12 protein-coding genes and 1 pseudogene are annotated in these 14897 nt (G+C 64.9%); 6 read left to right on the top strand and 7 right to left on the bottom strand.

The window, feature by feature from the left end:
- Positions 1-83 precede the first annotated feature (83 nt).
- The gene (locus tag HYN69_RS03230) at positions 84-2240 is read right to left on the bottom strand and encodes a primosomal protein N' (RefSeq protein ID WP_230426540.1); all 2157 of its coding nucleotides are present in this window, start codon (positions 2238-2240) and stop codon (positions 84-86) included.
- 118 nt (positions 2241-2358) lie between these two features.
- Between HYN69_RS03230 and fsa the strand changes: the two genes are divergently transcribed.
- The 4 genes from fsa (at position 2359) to HYN69_RS03210 (ending at position 5577) form a co-directional block, all read left to right on the top strand.
- Complete coding sequence (gene fsa / locus HYN69_RS03225) at positions 2359-3012, top strand: fructose-6-phosphate aldolase (RefSeq protein ID WP_108434468.1); 654 nt, start codon at positions 2359-2361, stop codon at positions 3010-3012.
- A gap of 47 nt (positions 3013-3059) precedes the next feature.
- Positions 3060-3758 carry a DUF484 family protein gene (locus HYN69_RS03220; protein ID WP_108434467.1) on the top strand — a complete coding sequence of 233 codons (699 nt, stop codon included), beginning with the start codon at positions 3060-3062 and terminating at the stop codon, positions 3756-3758.
- A complete protein-coding gene (locus HYN69_RS03215; protein ID WP_108434466.1) occupies positions 3755-4687 on the top strand; it encodes a tyrosine recombinase XerC in 933 nt (310 codons plus the stop codon). The genes HYN69_RS03220 and HYN69_RS03215 overlap by 4 nt, the downstream gene beginning before the upstream one ends.
- A gap of 182 nt (positions 4688-4869) precedes the next feature.
- Positions 4870-5577, top strand: a complete 708-nt coding sequence (locus HYN69_RS03210; protein ID WP_108434465.1) for a CDP-alcohol phosphatidyltransferase family protein — start codon at positions 4870-4872, stop codon at positions 5575-5577.
- Between the two features lie 95 nt (positions 5578-5672).
- Here HYN69_RS03210 and HYN69_RS03205 read toward each other — a convergent pair whose 3' ends face one another.
- The 4 genes and pseudogenes from HYN69_RS03205 to HYN69_RS03185 all read right to left on the bottom strand — a co-directional run bounded on the left by HYN69_RS03205 (position 5673) and on the right by HYN69_RS03185 (position 12705).
- Positions 5673-6491, bottom strand: a complete 819-nt coding sequence (locus HYN69_RS03205; protein ID WP_407925244.1) for an EamA family transporter — start codon at positions 6489-6491, stop codon at positions 5673-5675.
- A gap of 170 nt (positions 6492-6661) precedes the next feature.
- Entirely contained in the window at positions 6662-6898 is a 237-nt protein-coding gene (locus tag HYN69_RS03200; RefSeq protein WP_108434463.1) for a DUF3253 domain-containing protein, read from the bottom strand.
- A complete protein-coding gene (gene ileS, locus HYN69_RS03195; RefSeq protein WP_108434462.1) occupies positions 6882-9890 on the bottom strand; it encodes an isoleucine--tRNA ligase in 3009 nt (1002 codons plus the stop codon). The genes HYN69_RS03200 and ileS overlap by 17 nt, the downstream gene beginning before the upstream one ends.
- A 218-nt stretch (positions 9891-10108) precedes the next feature.
- Positions 10109-12705 (bottom strand): annotated as a pseudogene (locus tag HYN69_RS03185) (DUF2339 domain-containing protein).
- A 242-nt stretch (positions 12706-12947) separates the two neighbouring features.
- Between HYN69_RS03185 and HYN69_RS03180 the strand changes: the two are divergent.
- A complete protein-coding gene (locus tag HYN69_RS03180; RefSeq protein ID WP_108434459.1) occupies positions 12948-13334 on the top strand; it encodes a DUF2237 family protein in 387 nt (128 codons plus the stop codon).
- A gap of 43 nt (positions 13335-13377) precedes the next feature.
- Positions 13378-13779, top strand: coding sequence for a group III truncated hemoglobin (locus HYN69_RS03175; protein WP_108434458.1), 402 nt, complete (start codon positions 13378-13380; stop codon positions 13777-13779).
- On the opposite strand, the gene HYN69_RS03170 is transcribed toward HYN69_RS03175, so the two are convergent.
- On the bottom strand, positions 13776-14285 hold the full coding sequence (locus HYN69_RS03170) for a helix-turn-helix transcriptional regulator (protein WP_230426470.1): 510 nt from the start codon (positions 14283-14285) through the stop codon (positions 13776-13778). The two genes, HYN69_RS03175 and HYN69_RS03170, sit on opposite strands and share 4 nt — an antisense overlap.
- Positions 14286-14327: 42 nt before the next feature.
- Entirely contained in the window at positions 14328-14849 is a 522-nt protein-coding gene (locus tag HYN69_RS03165; protein ID WP_216824641.1) for a hypothetical protein, read from the bottom strand.
- Positions 14850-14897: the final 48 nt, after the last annotated feature.

The following is a 14897-nucleotide window of genomic DNA, read 5'->3' as shown; positions in this document are numbered from 1 at the left end:
AACCGGCTGACACCGCCTGCGCCGCGTGACACCGGAAAATGCGTCATTTTCCGACGCGGAATTTGCGTCAAATTCCGCTGTCGCTAAAGAAAACTCTGCGGGTCGATGTCGATTGCGAGGCGCAGATTTGCCGGCAGGCGCAGCTGCGCCACCCATTCGGCCAGCGCCGCCTGCAAGGGGACAAGCTTTCCAGCCTTGACCAGCAGCCGCACCCGATGCCGCCCCCTGACGCGCGAGATCGGGGCCGGAGCAGGCCCGAACACCTGCGCCCCGATCCGGCGCAAAGGCCCGTCGCGCCGCGCGAGTTCTGCGCCGAACTCGAAAACCTGTTGCACATCCGGCCCCGACAGGATGATCCCGGCCATCCGTCCATAGGGCGGCACCCCCGCTGCCCGCCGCTCGGCGGCCTCGGCGCGCCAGAAGGCTTCTTCGTCCCCGCCCAGGATGGCCCTTATCACCGGATGCTCGGGCTGGTGGGTCTGCAGCCACGCCGCCCCGCGCTTTTCGGCCCGCCCCGCACGCCCCGCCACCTGCCGCATCAGCTGGAAGGTCCGCTCTGCCGCCCGCAGGTCTGACCCTTGCAGGCCAAGGTCGGCGTCGATCACCCCCACCAGGGTGAGCAGCGGAAAGTTATGCCCCTTGGCCACGATCTGGGTGCCGATGATGATATCGGCCCCCCCTGCGGCAATCGTCTCGATCTGCGCTTTCAACTCGCGGGCCGATCCGAAAAGGTCCGACGACAGCACCGCCACCCGCGCATCGGGAAACCGCGCCTGCACTTCCTCGGCCATCCGTTCGACCCCCGGCCCGACAGCGGCCATCTTGCCTTCGACCTTGCAGGTCGGGCATGCCTCGGGCACCGGCTTTGTCGCGCCGCATTGGTGGCATTGCAGCCGCTTGAGGAACCTGTGCTCGACCATTCGCGCGTCGCAATGGTCGCAGCCCACCTGCGCGCCGCATGCCCGGCATAGCGTCACCGGCGCATAGCCCCGCCGGTTGAGGAAGATCAGCGACTGCTCCCCGCGCAGGGTCCGCGCCGCAATCTCGGCGGCAAGCTTGGCGGAAATCCAGCTGTTCGCGGGCAGATTCGCCTCGCGCATGTCGATGACACCCATCGTCGGCATCTGGGCCACGCCGTAACGCGCCGACAGGTCGAGCCGACCGTATTTCCCTGCCTCGACATTTGCCCATGTCTCGAGCGACGGCGTGGCGCTTGCCAGCACGACGGGGCAGCCCACCACCGAAGCCCGCAGCACGGCCATGTCGCGGGCGTTGTAAAGCACGCCCTCTTCCTGCTTGTAGCTGGTGTCATGCTCTTCATCGACGACGACCAGCCCCAACCGCTGGAACGGCAGGAACAGCGCCGACCGCGCCCCCACGACGAACTCGGCGCGCCCGTCGGCCACCATCCGCCAGACCCGCCGCCGCTCGGTCTGGGTCACTCCCGAATGCCATTCGGCGGGCCGCGCCCCGAAGCGCGCTTCCACCCGCTTCAGGAATTCCGCCGTCAGCGCGATTTCGGGCAGAAGCACCAGCGCCTGCCGCCCCAGACGGATACATTCCGCCACCGCTTCCAGATAAACCTCGGTCTTGCCCGACCCCGTGACGCCCTTCAAAAGCGTTGTGGAATACTCTTCCGCGTTCACCGCAGCGACAAGCGCATCGCCCGCCGCAACCTGATCGCCCGCAAGGTTCGCCGCACCCGCCGGATCGAGCAGCGCAAAGGGCAGATCGCGCGGCGCGTCCTCTTCGACCACCACGCCCAGCTTGACCAGACCCTTCACCACCGAAGCTCCGCAGCCCGCCTCGTCGGTCAATTCGCCAATCGTCACCGGCGCACCGCCAAAGGCCCGCAACGCCTCGACCACCCGATGCCGCGCCTCGGTCAACTGGTTCGGCACCGCCCCGCCCAGACGGTAGACGCGCCTACTCATCGGGCTTTCCCCCAACCCCGGCGCACGCGTCGCTAGCCGCAACATCTGAGGCAGGGGCGTCAGCGTGTAATCCGCCGCCCGCGTCAGGAATGTCCGCAATTCGGCCCGCATCGGTGCTGCATCTAGCACCCTCCCGACGGGCCGCACCTTGGAAGGATCCCAGTCGCCCCGCCCCTTGCCCCAGACCACGCCCAGCACACGGCGCGGACCAAGCGGCACCTCGACGAAATCACCGTCCCCGCAGCCACCTTCGGGGGCTTTGTAGTCGAGAACGCGGCCCAAAGGCTCGGTCGTCAAGACGCCCACCAGCTCTCCCGCCGCATAGGTCCTGTCCGACACAGCCACCGCCTTCTTCTTCTTTCCCCCGCCGCCCCTTTGGGGTAAACCCCGTCCCGAACACCCGCAACCCATAAGGACCGCGCCGATGAAATTCTTTGTGGACACCGCCGATGTCGCCGCCATCTCCGAGCTGAACGACCTTGGCATGGTTGACGGCGTTACCACCAACCCGTCGATCATCCTGAAATCGGGCCGCGACATCATCGAAGTCACCCGCGAAATCTGCGGCATCGTCTCGGGCCCTGTTTCGGCCGAGGTCGTTGCAACCAAAGCAGAAGACATGATTGCCGAAGGGCGCAAGCTGGCCGAAATCGCGCCCAACATCGCGGTAAAGGTGCCGCTGACATGGGATGGCCTGAAGGCCTGCAAGGTGCTGACCGGCGAAGGCCGCATGGTCAACGTGACGCTCTGCTTCAGCGCAAATCAGGCGCTGCTGGCGGCCAAGGCGGGTGCGACCTTCATCTCGCCCTTCATCGGGCGTCTGGACGACATCAACCTCGACGGCATGGACTTGATCGGCGACATCCGCACGATCTATGACAATTACGACTTCGACACGCAAATCCTCGCCGCGTCGATCCGCACGCTGAACCATGCCAAGGACTGCGCCCTGATCGGGGCCGACGTGATGACCGCCCCGCCTGCGGTGATCAAGGCGATGGCCAACCACGTGCTGACCGACAAGGGGCTTGAACAGTTCACGGCAGACTGGGCGAAAACGGGGCAGAAAATCCTCTGAAACCCTGCTAAGCTCGCGCAAATCACAAGAACACGGGCAGTGCTTAGATGATCGAACAGGATGTGCGCGACAGGCTTCTGGCGGAACCCGAGCTGTTGCTTGAAGACCGCGACGTGATGGCCGCCCTCATCGCCGCGAACGAACGCGCGATGGGGGCCAACATCGTCGATCTGCGCGGCATCGCGATGGAGCGGCTGGAAAACCGGCTCGACCGGCTGGAAGACACCCACCGTTCGGTGATCGCTGCCGCCTACGAGAACCTCGCAGGCACCAATCAGGTGCACCGCGCCATCCTGCAAATGCTCGATCCCCTCGAATTCGAGGATTTCCTGAAGATCCTCTCGACCGAGGTTGCGGCGACCCTGCGCGTCGATTGCGTACGCCTCGTGCTCGAATCCGGACAAACCGAAGATAGCCCGGCCCTGCTGCGCAAACTCGGCGATGTGCTTTACGTGGCCGAACCGGGCTTCATCGGCGATTACCTTTCGGGCGGGCGCAACTTCCCGCTGCGCCCCGTCGTGCTGCGGCAGGTCATGCCTGCCGAAACGCCCGGCATCTACGGCGATCGCGCCGCTTGGATCAGGTCCGAGGCGCTGATGCGGCTGGATTTCGGCGCAGGCCGCCTGCCGGGAATGCTGGTTCTGGGTGCCGAAGACCCGCACCAGTTCAAACCGACCCATGGCACCGACCTTCTGGCGTTTTTCGCAGGCGTGTTCGAACGCACCATGCGCCGCTGGCTGTCATGACCGATCCGGCGTTCCTGTCGCCACAGGCGAGGGACGCGCTGCAAAGTTGGCTCGCCCACCTGCGGGCCTTGGACGGCGCGGCCCCGAAAACACTGGAAGCTTACGGCCGCGATGTGACGGGCTACCTGTCGTTTCTTGCGCGCCACCGTGGCGGCGCCGAAGGCACAGTCGCGCTTGCCTCGGTGCCGCTTTCCGACCTGCGCGCATGGATGGCCCACGAACGCGCAAGGGGCCTTGGTGCCCGTTCTCTGGCCCGCTCGCTTTCGGCAGTGAAAGGCTTCACCGCCTATATAGCCGACCGCGCCGAAGGGCTGGACGCCACCGCAGTCCTGTCGGCCCGTGGCCCAAAGTTCCGCCGCAAACTGCCCCGTCCGCTGACCATCGACGCCGCGGCCGCAATGATCGACACGGTCGCAGAGCAGCCAAGCGAAGCTTGGGTTGCCGCCCGCGACCGCGCCGTGATCACTTTGCTTTACGGCTGCGGGCTGCGGATCTCGGAAGCGCTCGGCCTGACGGGGGCGGACGACCCCTTACCCGAAACCCTGCGCATCACCGGCAAGGGCGGCAAGACCCGACTGGTCCCCGTGCTTCCGGTCGCAGCCGAGGCCGTGGCAGATTACGTCCGCCTCTGCCCCTTTGACCTCACCCCTGCCGAACCTCTGTTCCGGGGCGTCCGCGGCGGCGCGCTGTCGCCCCGCCTGATGCAATCGGCCATGGAAAAGGCGCGCATGCAGCTTGGCCTGCCCGCCACCGCCACGCCCCACGCGATGCGCCACAGTTTCGCCACGCATCTTCTTTCGGCAGGGGGCGATCTGCGCGCGATACAGGAACTGCTTGGCCACGCCTCGCTTTCCACAACGCAGGCCTATACAGGCGTCGATGCCGCCCGCCTGATGGAAGCCTACCACAACGCCCATCCTCGGGCCTGAAACGGGGCCTTCTCTCCCCCGTTCACCTTTGCGAACAATACTCCGGGGGTCCGGGGGCTGGCCCCCGGCCGAGGCCACAGGTGGAACCTGTGCGTGCCCACCCACGCTTTGAATGCCACAACCAAGCGCCCCGCAATGCCTGACGGATTGCGCCCCCCCGTATTCCGTGCAATCCAAGGCATATGGATATGCGTCTGAAAGCCCTCTCCGTCCACCTGCTCACCGCCTCGGGCGCGGTGCTGTCGATGCTGGCGATGCTCGCCGCGGTCGAAGGCAAGTGGAGCCTGATGTTCCTTTGGCTCGTCGTCGCCCTCTTTGTCGACGGAATAGATGGCCCCCTCGCGCGTCGCTATGACGTGACGAAAAACTGGCCCACCTATGACGGCGTCCTGATGGACCTGATCGTGGATTACCTGACCTACGTCTTCATCCCGGCCTATGCGCTGTTTAAATCGGGCCTTCTGCCTGGGTGGAGCGGGTGGCTTGCCATCATCGTCATCGTCTACGGCTCGGTCGTCTATTTCGCCGACACGCGGATGAAGACCAAGGACAAAAGCTTTGCGGGATTTCCGGCCTGCTGGAACATGGTGGTTCTGGTGCTGTTCGCGCTGCATCCGCAATGGTGGATCATCCTGACCATCGTGATCGCGCTCACAATCGGCATGTTCACCCCGCTGAAATTCATCCACCCCGTCCGCACCAAACGGTGGCGCAACGTCTCGCTGCCGATGGCCCTTGCCTGGGTCTTTTTCGCCGGATGGGCGGCGATGGTCGATTTCTGGCCGCAAAGCTGGGCGCATTGGGGGCTGGTGATCACCTCGCTTTATCTGACTTTCGCAGGCATCGCCCAACAGATCATTCCCGAACGCGGCGTGAACCGCCTTTCCTGAAGGCATGGTGGGTGCAGAGCACCCACCCTACAGACCTGCCCGAAACCGTGATGCCAAACCCGTAGGGTGGGTGCTCTGCACCCACCACCCGCGCGTCACAGCCGTGTGAGCAGAACCCCCGCCACGATCACCAGCGCCGCAACCGCCTTTTCGCGGGTCATCCGCTCGCCAAAGACAAGCCAGCCGATCAGCACCGCAAACAGGATCGACGTCTCGCGCAGCGCCGCCACCACGGCCAATGGCGCAAAGGTCATAGCCCAGATCGCAATCGCATATGACCCGTAAGAGGCCGCCGAGGCGAAGGTCGCCATGCCCCAGCTTTTGCGGTCATGCGGCAGCACGCCCATACCCTTCCACAGCAGCGTGACCGTGGTAAAGATCACCCCGTCAGCCACGAAGACCCAAGCCACATAGGCCACCGCATCCCCCGAGACCCGCGCGCCAAGCCCGTCGATGATCGTATAGGTCGCCGTGGCACAGGCCGAGCCCAGCGCAAAGGGCAACAGCCTGCGATCCTCGGCCTGGGAAAACACCCCTCGCGCCATCAGAAAGATGCCGCAGCCCAGAACCGCGATGCCCAGATACTCGTGCCCCGTTATCGCATCGCTCAACGCAAAGAACCCGACAAGCGCCACCACCATCGGCGCGGCGCCCCGCGCAATCGGGTAAACCCGGCTCAGATCGCCGCGCTCGTAGGCGAAGACGAGGAAGGATTTGTAGAAGAAATGCGTGCAGCCCGCCGCGATGACCCAGGGCCAGACTTCGGGCGCGGGGATGGGCGAGGCCAGACCGATGGCCAGACCGATCGGGATTTCGGTGATGGACAGGATCACCATGCCGCCCACCTTGGACGACCCGACCTTTATCAGCGCATTCCATAGGGCATGCAGGAAAGCCGCGCCGATGACGGCCATAAATACGCCGAAGGACAAGGAGACCCACCTGTCATGAAACCGTTACGAAACGGCTAAGCGGGCGCTGCACCAAGGGCAAGACGATTTTTCTGCGAAAAATCAGGGGGCGCTCGCGCCCCCTCGCCGCAAGCGGCTCACCCCCGAGGATATTTGAAGACAGAAAATGCCTGTCAGCGCAGGGTCAGCCTGATCGGCCCCTTGGCCGTGACTGCACCGACCGTCATGCCCTTTTGCGTGGCCGTAATGTGCGGGTGGCTTGCGGCCACCAGTCGCACCCTTGGCATCAAGTCCCGCCACTCTGCCGCCAGCGCCTTGGCGGCTTCGGACGGGCAGAAGCTTTTGCCCCTGCCCCGCCGCAGCGCGAGGTCCGTCAGGACTGCCGCGATATCCTCATCCGAGGGAGCCATTGCAGCGTTTGCAGGTCGCCGGATGGGCGAAGCTGCCCACCTCGGGCAGGATTTGCCAGCAGCGTTCGCATTTCTGGCCTTCGGCCGCATGGAAGACCACTGCCACCCCTGCCACATCGGGCAAACCGAAGGCGTCCGCGGGTGCCGCGTCGGTCGTGACCGTCATGCCGCTGGTGATGCACAGATCGGCAAAGGGGACCGAGTCGAGCAGCGCCTTGGTTTCCACATCGACATAGACCACGGGCGCGGCTTCCAGCGAGGCGCCGATCACCTTGGCCGTGCGCTGCACCTCCAAGGCCCCCGTCACGACGCGGCGCACCGTGCGGACGCGGTCCCATTTCACCGCCAGCGCATGGTTGAGCCATGCCCTCGGCGTTTCGGGAATGTCGTGCAGGTGCACGCTGTCGCCGGGCTGGTCGAAGCGCGACAGCCAGACATCCTCCATCGTGAACACAAGGATCGGCGCGAGCCATGTGGCAAGGCGGTGGAACAAAAGGTCAAGCACAGTGCGCGCCGCCCGCCGCCGCAGCGACGAGGGCGCGTCGCAATACAGAACGTCCTTCCTGATGTCGAAATAGACCGCCGAAAGATCGGTCGTGCAAAAGGTAAAGAGCTTCTGGAACACGCCTTGGAAGTCGTATTTCGCGTAACCCTCGCGCACTTCGGCATCGAGTTCGGCCAGACGGTGCAGCAGCCACTGCTCCAGTTCAGGCATGTCCTTTACATCTACCCGCTCGGCATCGCTGAAATCCTTGAGGTTCCCCAGCATGAAGCGCATGGTATTGCGAAGGCGGCGATAGCTGTCGGCAACGCCTTTCAGGATTTCCTTGCCGATCCGCAAATCGGCCGTGTAATCCGACTGTGCCACCCACAGCCGCAGGATGTCGGCGCCGTATTCGCCGATCACCGCTTGCGGGGCTACCGTGTTGCCCAGCGATTTGGACATCTTCATGCCCTTTTCATCGAGCGTGAAGCCATGGGTCAGCACGCCGCGATAGGGTGCCCGCCCCTTGGTGCCGCAAGATTGCAGCATTGACGAATGGAACCAGCCGCGATGCTGGTCGGTGCCTTCGAGATAAAGGTCGGCAATCCCGTCAGCGGCACCATCGGGACGGTCGCGCAGCACGAAAGCATGGGTCGAGCCAGAGTCGAACCACACGTCGAGCACGTCAAAGACCTGCGTATAGGCGTCAGGATCGACGATGCCTGCCAGAACCCGCTCCTTGAAGCCCGCCACATACCACACGTCCGCGCCTGCCGCCTCGAACTCGGCCTTGATGCGGGCGTTCGCGTCGGCGTTCCGCAGCAGGTAATCGGCATCGGTCGGCAAGGCGCCCTTTTTGACGAAGGCCGTCAGCGGCACGCCCCATGCGCGCTGGCGCGACAGCACCCAGTCTGGCCGCGCCTCGATCATGCTGAAAAGACGGTTGCGGCCCGTCTGCGGCGTCCATTCGACCAGCTCGTTGATCGAGGTCAGCGCGCGGGCGCGGATCGACGCGCCATATTGGCCCATCCCGTCATCGAGCGGCTTGTCGATGGCCACAAACCATTGCGGCGTGTTGCGATAGATCAGCGGCGCTTTGCTGCGCCACGAATGGGGGTAAGAGTGCTTCAGCTTGCCCTTGGCAAACAACGCGCCGGCGCCTGCCAGCGCCTTGATGTTGGATACGTTCGCCGGACCTTCCTTGCCATCGGGCAAGATGATGTGCTGGCCGCCGAAGAGCGGCAGCGAGGCGCGGTAAGAGCCGTCGGGTTCGACGTTATAGGTCATCGGCAGGCCGAATTTCAGCCCCATCTGATAGTCGTCATCGCCATGGCTGGGGGCGGTATGCACGAAACCGGTGCCCGCGTCGTCGGTGACGTGGTCGCCGGGGAGGAGGGGAACATCGAAGTCCCATTCACCATGGCCGCCTTCGATGCCGCGGTAGGGGTGATACAGATAGAGGCTTTCTAACTCATTCGCTGAAACAGTCCGCAAATGAGTAAACGTCTCAACCTTCGCGGTCTTTAGAACGGCCTCAGCCAGCGCCTCGGCAAGTAGCACCTTCTCGCCAATCTTTGCTGCCGAGCCTTCAACCACCGAGTCGATCGAATAGAGGCCATAAGCAATCGCTGTATTGTAGGACACGGCCCGATTTTGCGGGATGGTCCAAGGCGTCGTCGTCCAGATCACAACGTAGACGTTGTCGCCGAACAAATCCGAGCTCAGCCGTTGCCGAAGGTCATCTGTTTGAGCCGGATTTGGCGTTACAGAACTTGTGTCTCGCTTAAGGTCAGGCGCTGCCCGCTGGTACCCTGCGTCGATTCCAACAACTGGAAACCGCACCCAGACCATATGGCTACTATAGTCGTGATACTCGACCTCGGCTTCCGCCAGCGCGGTCTTTTCGACGGGCGACCACATCACGGGCTTCGACCCCTGATAAAGCGAGCCGTTCATCACGAAGCGCATGAATTCGTCGGCGATCACGGCTTCGGCGTGGTAATCCATCGTGAGGTAAGGGTCGTCCCACTTGCCGGTGATGCCAAGGCGCTTGAATTCGTCGCGCTGCACGTCGATCCAGCCTTCGGCGAACTTGCGGCACTCCTGACGGAAGGCCACCACATCCACGTCGTCCTTGTTCAGTCCCTTGGCGCGGTATTGTTCCTCGATCTTCCACTCGATCGGCAGGCCGTGGCAATCCCAACCCGGCACGTAACGGGCATCCTTGCCCATCATCTGCTGGGACCGCACCACCATGTCCTTCAAGACTTTGTTCAGCGCGTGGCCGATATGCAGGTGCCCGTTGGCATACGGGGGGCCATCGTGCAGCACGAAGGGCACCCGCCCCTCGGCTGCGCCACGCTCGCGCAAGCGGTCGTAAACGCCGATCTCCTCCCAGCGTTTCAGCCAGTCGGGTTCACGCTGTGGCAAGCCCGCGCGCATCGGAAATTCGGTTTCGGGCAGGAAAACGGTCGGGCGGTAATCGGGCGTGGTCGTGTCGGCGCACATCGTGGCGGTCCTGTCGGATAGGATTTGCAAGGGGGGCGCCACGATCACGCGGCGCAATGGCAAACGGCGGACGTCCCGGCGGCTGGCTCAGCGCGCCGGGCCGATAATTCGGCCATATATCGCAAAGGAATGCGTCATGCTGCGCGTTATAGCCGCGCAAAGCCGAAGGGTCTAGCCACCCCGTAGGATGCGCCTTTACGGCGCATCCCCGCCGCAGTTCAGGCCATCCGCCCCGCCGCCCAGCGGTTCAACCACGCCAGCCCCGCCAACGACAAGCCCAGCGCAAGGAAGGAAAACACCCGGATCAGCCCCGAAAGCCCCGAGGCATCGACCAGAAACACCTTGGCCACCATGACCGCGATCACCCCCATCGCCACGCGCCGCAGCACCGGCGAGGCTTTGGCGATCGCCTGCCACAGCAGGACCGCGCCAAGGATCAACAGCGCGACGGTATAGCTGTAAAGCTCGGGCTGGGTGGTGCCCGCGACAGACAGGTCATCGCCGCGCCAGAAGCGCCGGATTTCAAGCGTGGCATATAGCGCAAGCAGCCCCAGACCGGCCCAAAGCATCGCCAGCCGCAGCCCGCGCCACAGATGCCCCAGCCTTCCCTGCGCCAGAACCAGCGTCACCCCCGGCACGGCATAGGCGACAAGCAGCGTATCAAGCACCAAGGGCCCCGACACCTCGCCCCCCCAGACCAGCGGGTTCAGCGCCGTCACGGTGGCAAGCAGGCCCACCCCCGCGATCAGCCCGCCCAGCGCCGCCAGCCCGAGCCGCAGCCAGCGCAACCAGCCGCCCAGTCCCACGCGGTAAAGCTGCACCAAGGCCAGCACCAGCCAAGGATAGGCGACCAGCGCCACCACCCAATGCGCGTCGCCTGTCCCCGTCGCATCCAGAAGCCGCACGATCACCACATCGGCAAAGATCGCCGCCGTTGCCGCAAAGCCTGATTCGAGGAAGGCCCGCGCCGCCACCCCTGGCAGATCGCGCAGCAGCCACAAAGCCACGGCGAACCCCGCCAGCGGCCCGAGATGCGACAGCACCACCGCCCCCAAGGCCCGTCCATCGCAAAGCCAAGACCCGGATCGACAGTGATCCGCCAGCCGATCACCATGACCCCGGCTTGCAGAAACCAGCCCATCTCGGGGAGGTAGAACCGCCGGTCCAGCCACGCCGCCACGCCCACCAGCACCGCAAGCGCAAGCGTCAGCGCAGCCGCGCTGGTGACCAGAAACAGAGCCAGCGCGATAAGGGACAGCGCCGACAGCACGAAATATGCCGCCCGCCGCGGGTCGGCATTGGCAAGGCGCAAGGCAAGCGCCGTCATCAGCGCGGCCAAAGCCACCACTTGCAGCGCCCAAGGGTAGGCGCCGATCACCGCCGAAACCGGCCAGCACAGTTCGAGCATCAGCGCCGCGACGGGTGCGACCACAGCCGCCGCTGCCGCCAGCACCCGCGGATGCGAGGCCCCGCGCCCAACCTGCGGGGCGTCGGCCCGCCAGAAAATCGCCAGCGTCATCCCAGCCGCCAAGAGCAAAAGCCACGAAGCGGTCAGCGGTGCCGCCACTTCCGGCCCGCGCAGCGCGCTTTCGGCAAAGCCGTATTCCAGCGGCCCGCCGTAAAGGCCTTCCATCGCCAGCCGCAGCAGGAACCCGCCCGCAGGCACCAGCGCCAGATCGTGCAGACCCGGCGCGCGACCGGTCCAGTCGGCCAGCAGCACTGCCAGCAGGGCAAGCAGCACAAAGGGCAGCATCCCGCCCTGCCCCAGCGTCAGGGCAAGCGTCGCGGCCAACACTGCCCCTGCGGCCAGACGCACCGGAAAGACCGGCCAGCCCACGACATCGGCCCGCAAGGCGGCATCCAGACAGGTCGGCCCCGCATGGTCTGGCATCAGACGCAAACAGGGCAGCGCCACGGCCAAAGGCACCAGCGCAAAGCACAAAAGCATCCACCCCCCGGACCCGCCGCCGCCCAGCACCAGCATTCCGCCTGCGCCAAAGCCCAAGACAAGCGCAAGAACCGAAACCCATGCCCAGCGCCGCACGGCATCGACCGCCAGCCCCGCCGCCGCCACCAGCCCGAAATAGGCGTAAAGCCAATCCGCCGCCTCGGCATTTCCGCCCACCACAAAGGGCGAGACCACCGCGCCCACCAGCCCGAGTGCCGCCATGAACGGCCCGTTGAACCAACCCAGAACCACCGCCCCCGCCGCCGTGACCACCAGCGCGGCAAAGGTGACTTCCGGCCCGATCAGCCCGTACATCTGCCGCGCAGCAACCAGTGCGGCAAAGACCGACACGATCCCCGCCCCTGAAAACACCTCGGGCAGGTAGGCGGTCGTGTCCTGCAACCGGTTGCCGAAGCGCCGCCGCAGCCATTCGCCAGCGGCCACCAGCGCCAGCCCGAACAGGATGGCAAAGGTCACGCGCAAGGCGGGCGGCAGATAGCCGCGCTCCATCCCGTATTGCACAAGGAAAACGCCCGCCAAGGCCAGAGACACGCCCGACACCGCATAAACCCAGTTCTCGCGCAGCCACGCCCCGAACCGCTCGAACACGTCCGGCGGTCTCGGCCCTGCGGGCAGTGGCGGCACCCAAGGGCCGGATGGCGGCGGTGCAGCAACCTCGGGCAGCGCCTTGGCCACGGATGGCGAAGATTCGGCCACAGGCAGCGGCGCAGGCAGCGATGCAGGCGGTCGCGCAGCAGGTGCGGCACTCTCGGCCGCAGGCAGCACCGCAGCCGTCACCGCCAGCCCGGCCCGCAGAACCGCGACCTCGCGCTCCAGCCGTTCGGTCCGCGCGGAGAGTCCGGACATCTTGACGAACAGGACAATCACCCCGACGGGGATCGCAAGCACCGCCAAAATTCCGAGCACGAAAATATCCATCGATAGACCCCGCCACTCCAATGGCGCAACCTTACCCTCTTCGTCAGACAAGGGAAGCGCACAACGAGACGGGGGCCGCGACGTCACCTTCCTGTCATGCGGCCATTTCCCCCCTGTCGCCCTGCCGCGCCACAGGGCACACTGGGCTTTCCCTTGCGAAGGAACCCGCCATGTCCGCCACGAAAGAGCCTTCGGTCAACGTTCTGGGCACGGTGCTTGCCACCTGCTCGACCGCCCCCGTCACCGGCTTCTTCCGCAACGGATGTTGCGACACCGGCCCGATGGACCGTGGCCTGCACACCGTCTGCGCCATCATGACCGAAGATTTCCTTGCCATGTCGAAATACCTTGGCAACGACCTGTCGACCCCGCGCCCCGAATTCGGCTTTGCAGGTTTGAAGGCGGGCGATCAGTGGTGCCTTTGCGCCGCCCGCTTCCTGCAAGCGCATGAAGAAGGGGCCGCCCCGCAGGTTCGCTTGAACGCCACACATATCCGCACGCTCGACATAGTGCCCTTGGCGATCCTGACGCAATACGCCGTCGACCTCGAGGTTTGACCTGCGACAGCAGCGACCCTTCACCACTACGGACCCTGCCCCCATGACTCCGCGCTTTGCCATCACCGATGCCGAAATCGCCACTGTCGTGGCCGAATTCTACGCCGTCGCGCGCACCCACCCCGGCCTTGGCCCGGTCTTTGCCGCCCACGTCACCGACTGGCCCGCACATGAAGCAAAGATCACCCGCTTCTGGAAGAACGCGATCCAGTTCGACCGCAGCTATGACGGCAACCCGCTTCAGGTCCATCGCGACGCAACCGATGTTCGCGCAGGCATGTTCGATGTCTGGCTTGGCCTGTTCGATTCGGTGCTTCGCCGCCAGTTGCCGCCCGAAACGGCGGCGGCATGGTCCACCCTCGCCCATCGCATCGGCCGCGGGCTGCGCTTTGGCCTGACCCCGCAGAATGGCGGACCGCCCGACCTGCGTGGGCCTGCGCGTTAGGCCGCTTTCGGCTGCTTGGTCGGCCCGTCGTCGCGCATCAGATCGTCGATGAACAGGCTTAGCAACTGGGGCCGTCCGCTGACCCCCGCCTTGCGGTAGATCGCATTGGTCTGCGCCTTGACCGTCCCTTCCGACGTTGCGCGCAGCACGGCAATCTCGGCGGTCGACATGCCCTTGATGGCAAACAGCGCCACGTCCCGTTCAGCCGGGGTCAGGTTCCATTCGGCAAAACGTTCCTGCAAAACATCCATGAAGGCCCCCGAGGCCCGGCGCAGCCTTTCTTGCGCGACGTCGCGTTCGCGCAGCGTCCAGACCAGCATCATCGCGCCCAGCACCAGCCCGATGACAAGCCCAAGCGCCGCGCCCACCTCCATCAACTCGCGCAACTCCCAAGACAGGGGACGCACATAGATGCCCACCATCGAAGACAGGATATCAGAGACGAAGAAGACCGCACACAGCGTCTGGACGACAAGTATAACCGCAATCAGGATCTGCCGGGTCACGACGGCATCGCTCCGATGGCAAAAGGATTCATCGCAAGCATCTCAGTCGTCATCCCCACCGCCCGAACCGCTGCTTCCCGAACCGCTGTTATCAGAGCCGCTGTTATCAGAGCCGCTGTTATCCGAGCCGTCATCATCCGAATCATCATCGGAATCGTCGTCGGACTTATCGTCACCGGACTCGTCCCCATCCGACCCGTCGCCACCGGATTGGCCCTGGCCCGACCCCGAACCACCCTTGTCGTCATCTTCGCCGGTTCCGATCAGCAGGCTGCGCCCGGCTTGGCCATTCGTCAGCAACCACAGGTCGCGCAAGATTTCACCGGTGCGCGGGTTCAGGATAATCTCTCGGGATCCGTTGTCGCGCGCGGCCACGATCCGCACCCGGCCAAGCCATGTCACCTCGGTCTCGATCCGGTCGTAGCCCTGCTGCTGCAACTGCGCCACGACGGCATCGGCGTAATCTGCCGCCAGCACAGGACGTCCCGCCACAAGGCAGACAACAAGCGCGGCAAGGATCGTCCAGTTCTTCATCTGCGTCCCCTCGGGGTGACTATCCTTCATGACCGACGCCCCGGCAAGACCGGGGCGTCAGGATTTCGTCTAGCAGCT

The organism is Gemmobacter aquarius (assembly GCF_003060865.1).
In the GTDB taxonomy this organism is placed as follows: Bacteria; Pseudomonadota; Alphaproteobacteria; order Rhodobacterales; family Rhodobacteraceae; genus Paragemmobacter; species Paragemmobacter aquarius.
This window is presented reverse-complemented; position numbering and strand designations above follow the sequence as displayed.

Coding starts and splice junctions, on each gene's coding strand:
- fsa (WP_108434468.1), top strand. CDS start 2,359: ATGAAATTCTTTGTGGACACCGCCGATGTCGCCGCCATCTCCGAGCTG.
- HYN69_RS03220 (WP_108434467.1), top strand. CDS start 3,060: ATGATCGAACAGGATGTGCGCGACAGGCTTCTGGCGGAACCCGAGCTG.
- HYN69_RS03215 (WP_108434466.1), top strand. CDS start 3,755: ATGACCGATCCGGCGTTCCTGTCGCCACAGGCGAGGGACGCGCTGCAA.
- HYN69_RS03210 (WP_108434465.1), top strand. CDS start 4,870: ATGGATATGCGTCTGAAAGCCCTCTCCGTCCACCTGCTCACCGCCTCG.
- HYN69_RS03205 (WP_407925244.1), bottom strand. CDS start 6,491: ATGGCCGTCATCGGCGCGGCTTTCCTGCATGCCCTATGGAATGCGCTG.
- HYN69_RS03200 (WP_108434463.1), bottom strand. CDS start 6,898: ATGGCTCCCTCGGATGAGGATATCGCGGCAGTCCTGACGGACCTCGCG.
- ileS (WP_108434462.1), bottom strand. CDS start 9,890: ATGTGCGCCGACACGACCACGCCCGATTACCGCCCGACCGTTTTCCTG.
- HYN69_RS03180 (WP_108434459.1), top strand. CDS start 12,948: ATGTCCGCCACGAAAGAGCCTTCGGTCAACGTTCTGGGCACGGTGCTT.
- HYN69_RS03175 (WP_108434458.1), top strand. CDS start 13,378: ATGACTCCGCGCTTTGCCATCACCGATGCCGAAATCGCCACTGTCGTG.
- HYN69_RS03165 (WP_216824641.1), bottom strand. CDS start 14,849: ATGAAGGATAGTCACCCCGAGGGGACGCAGATGAAGAACTGGACGATC.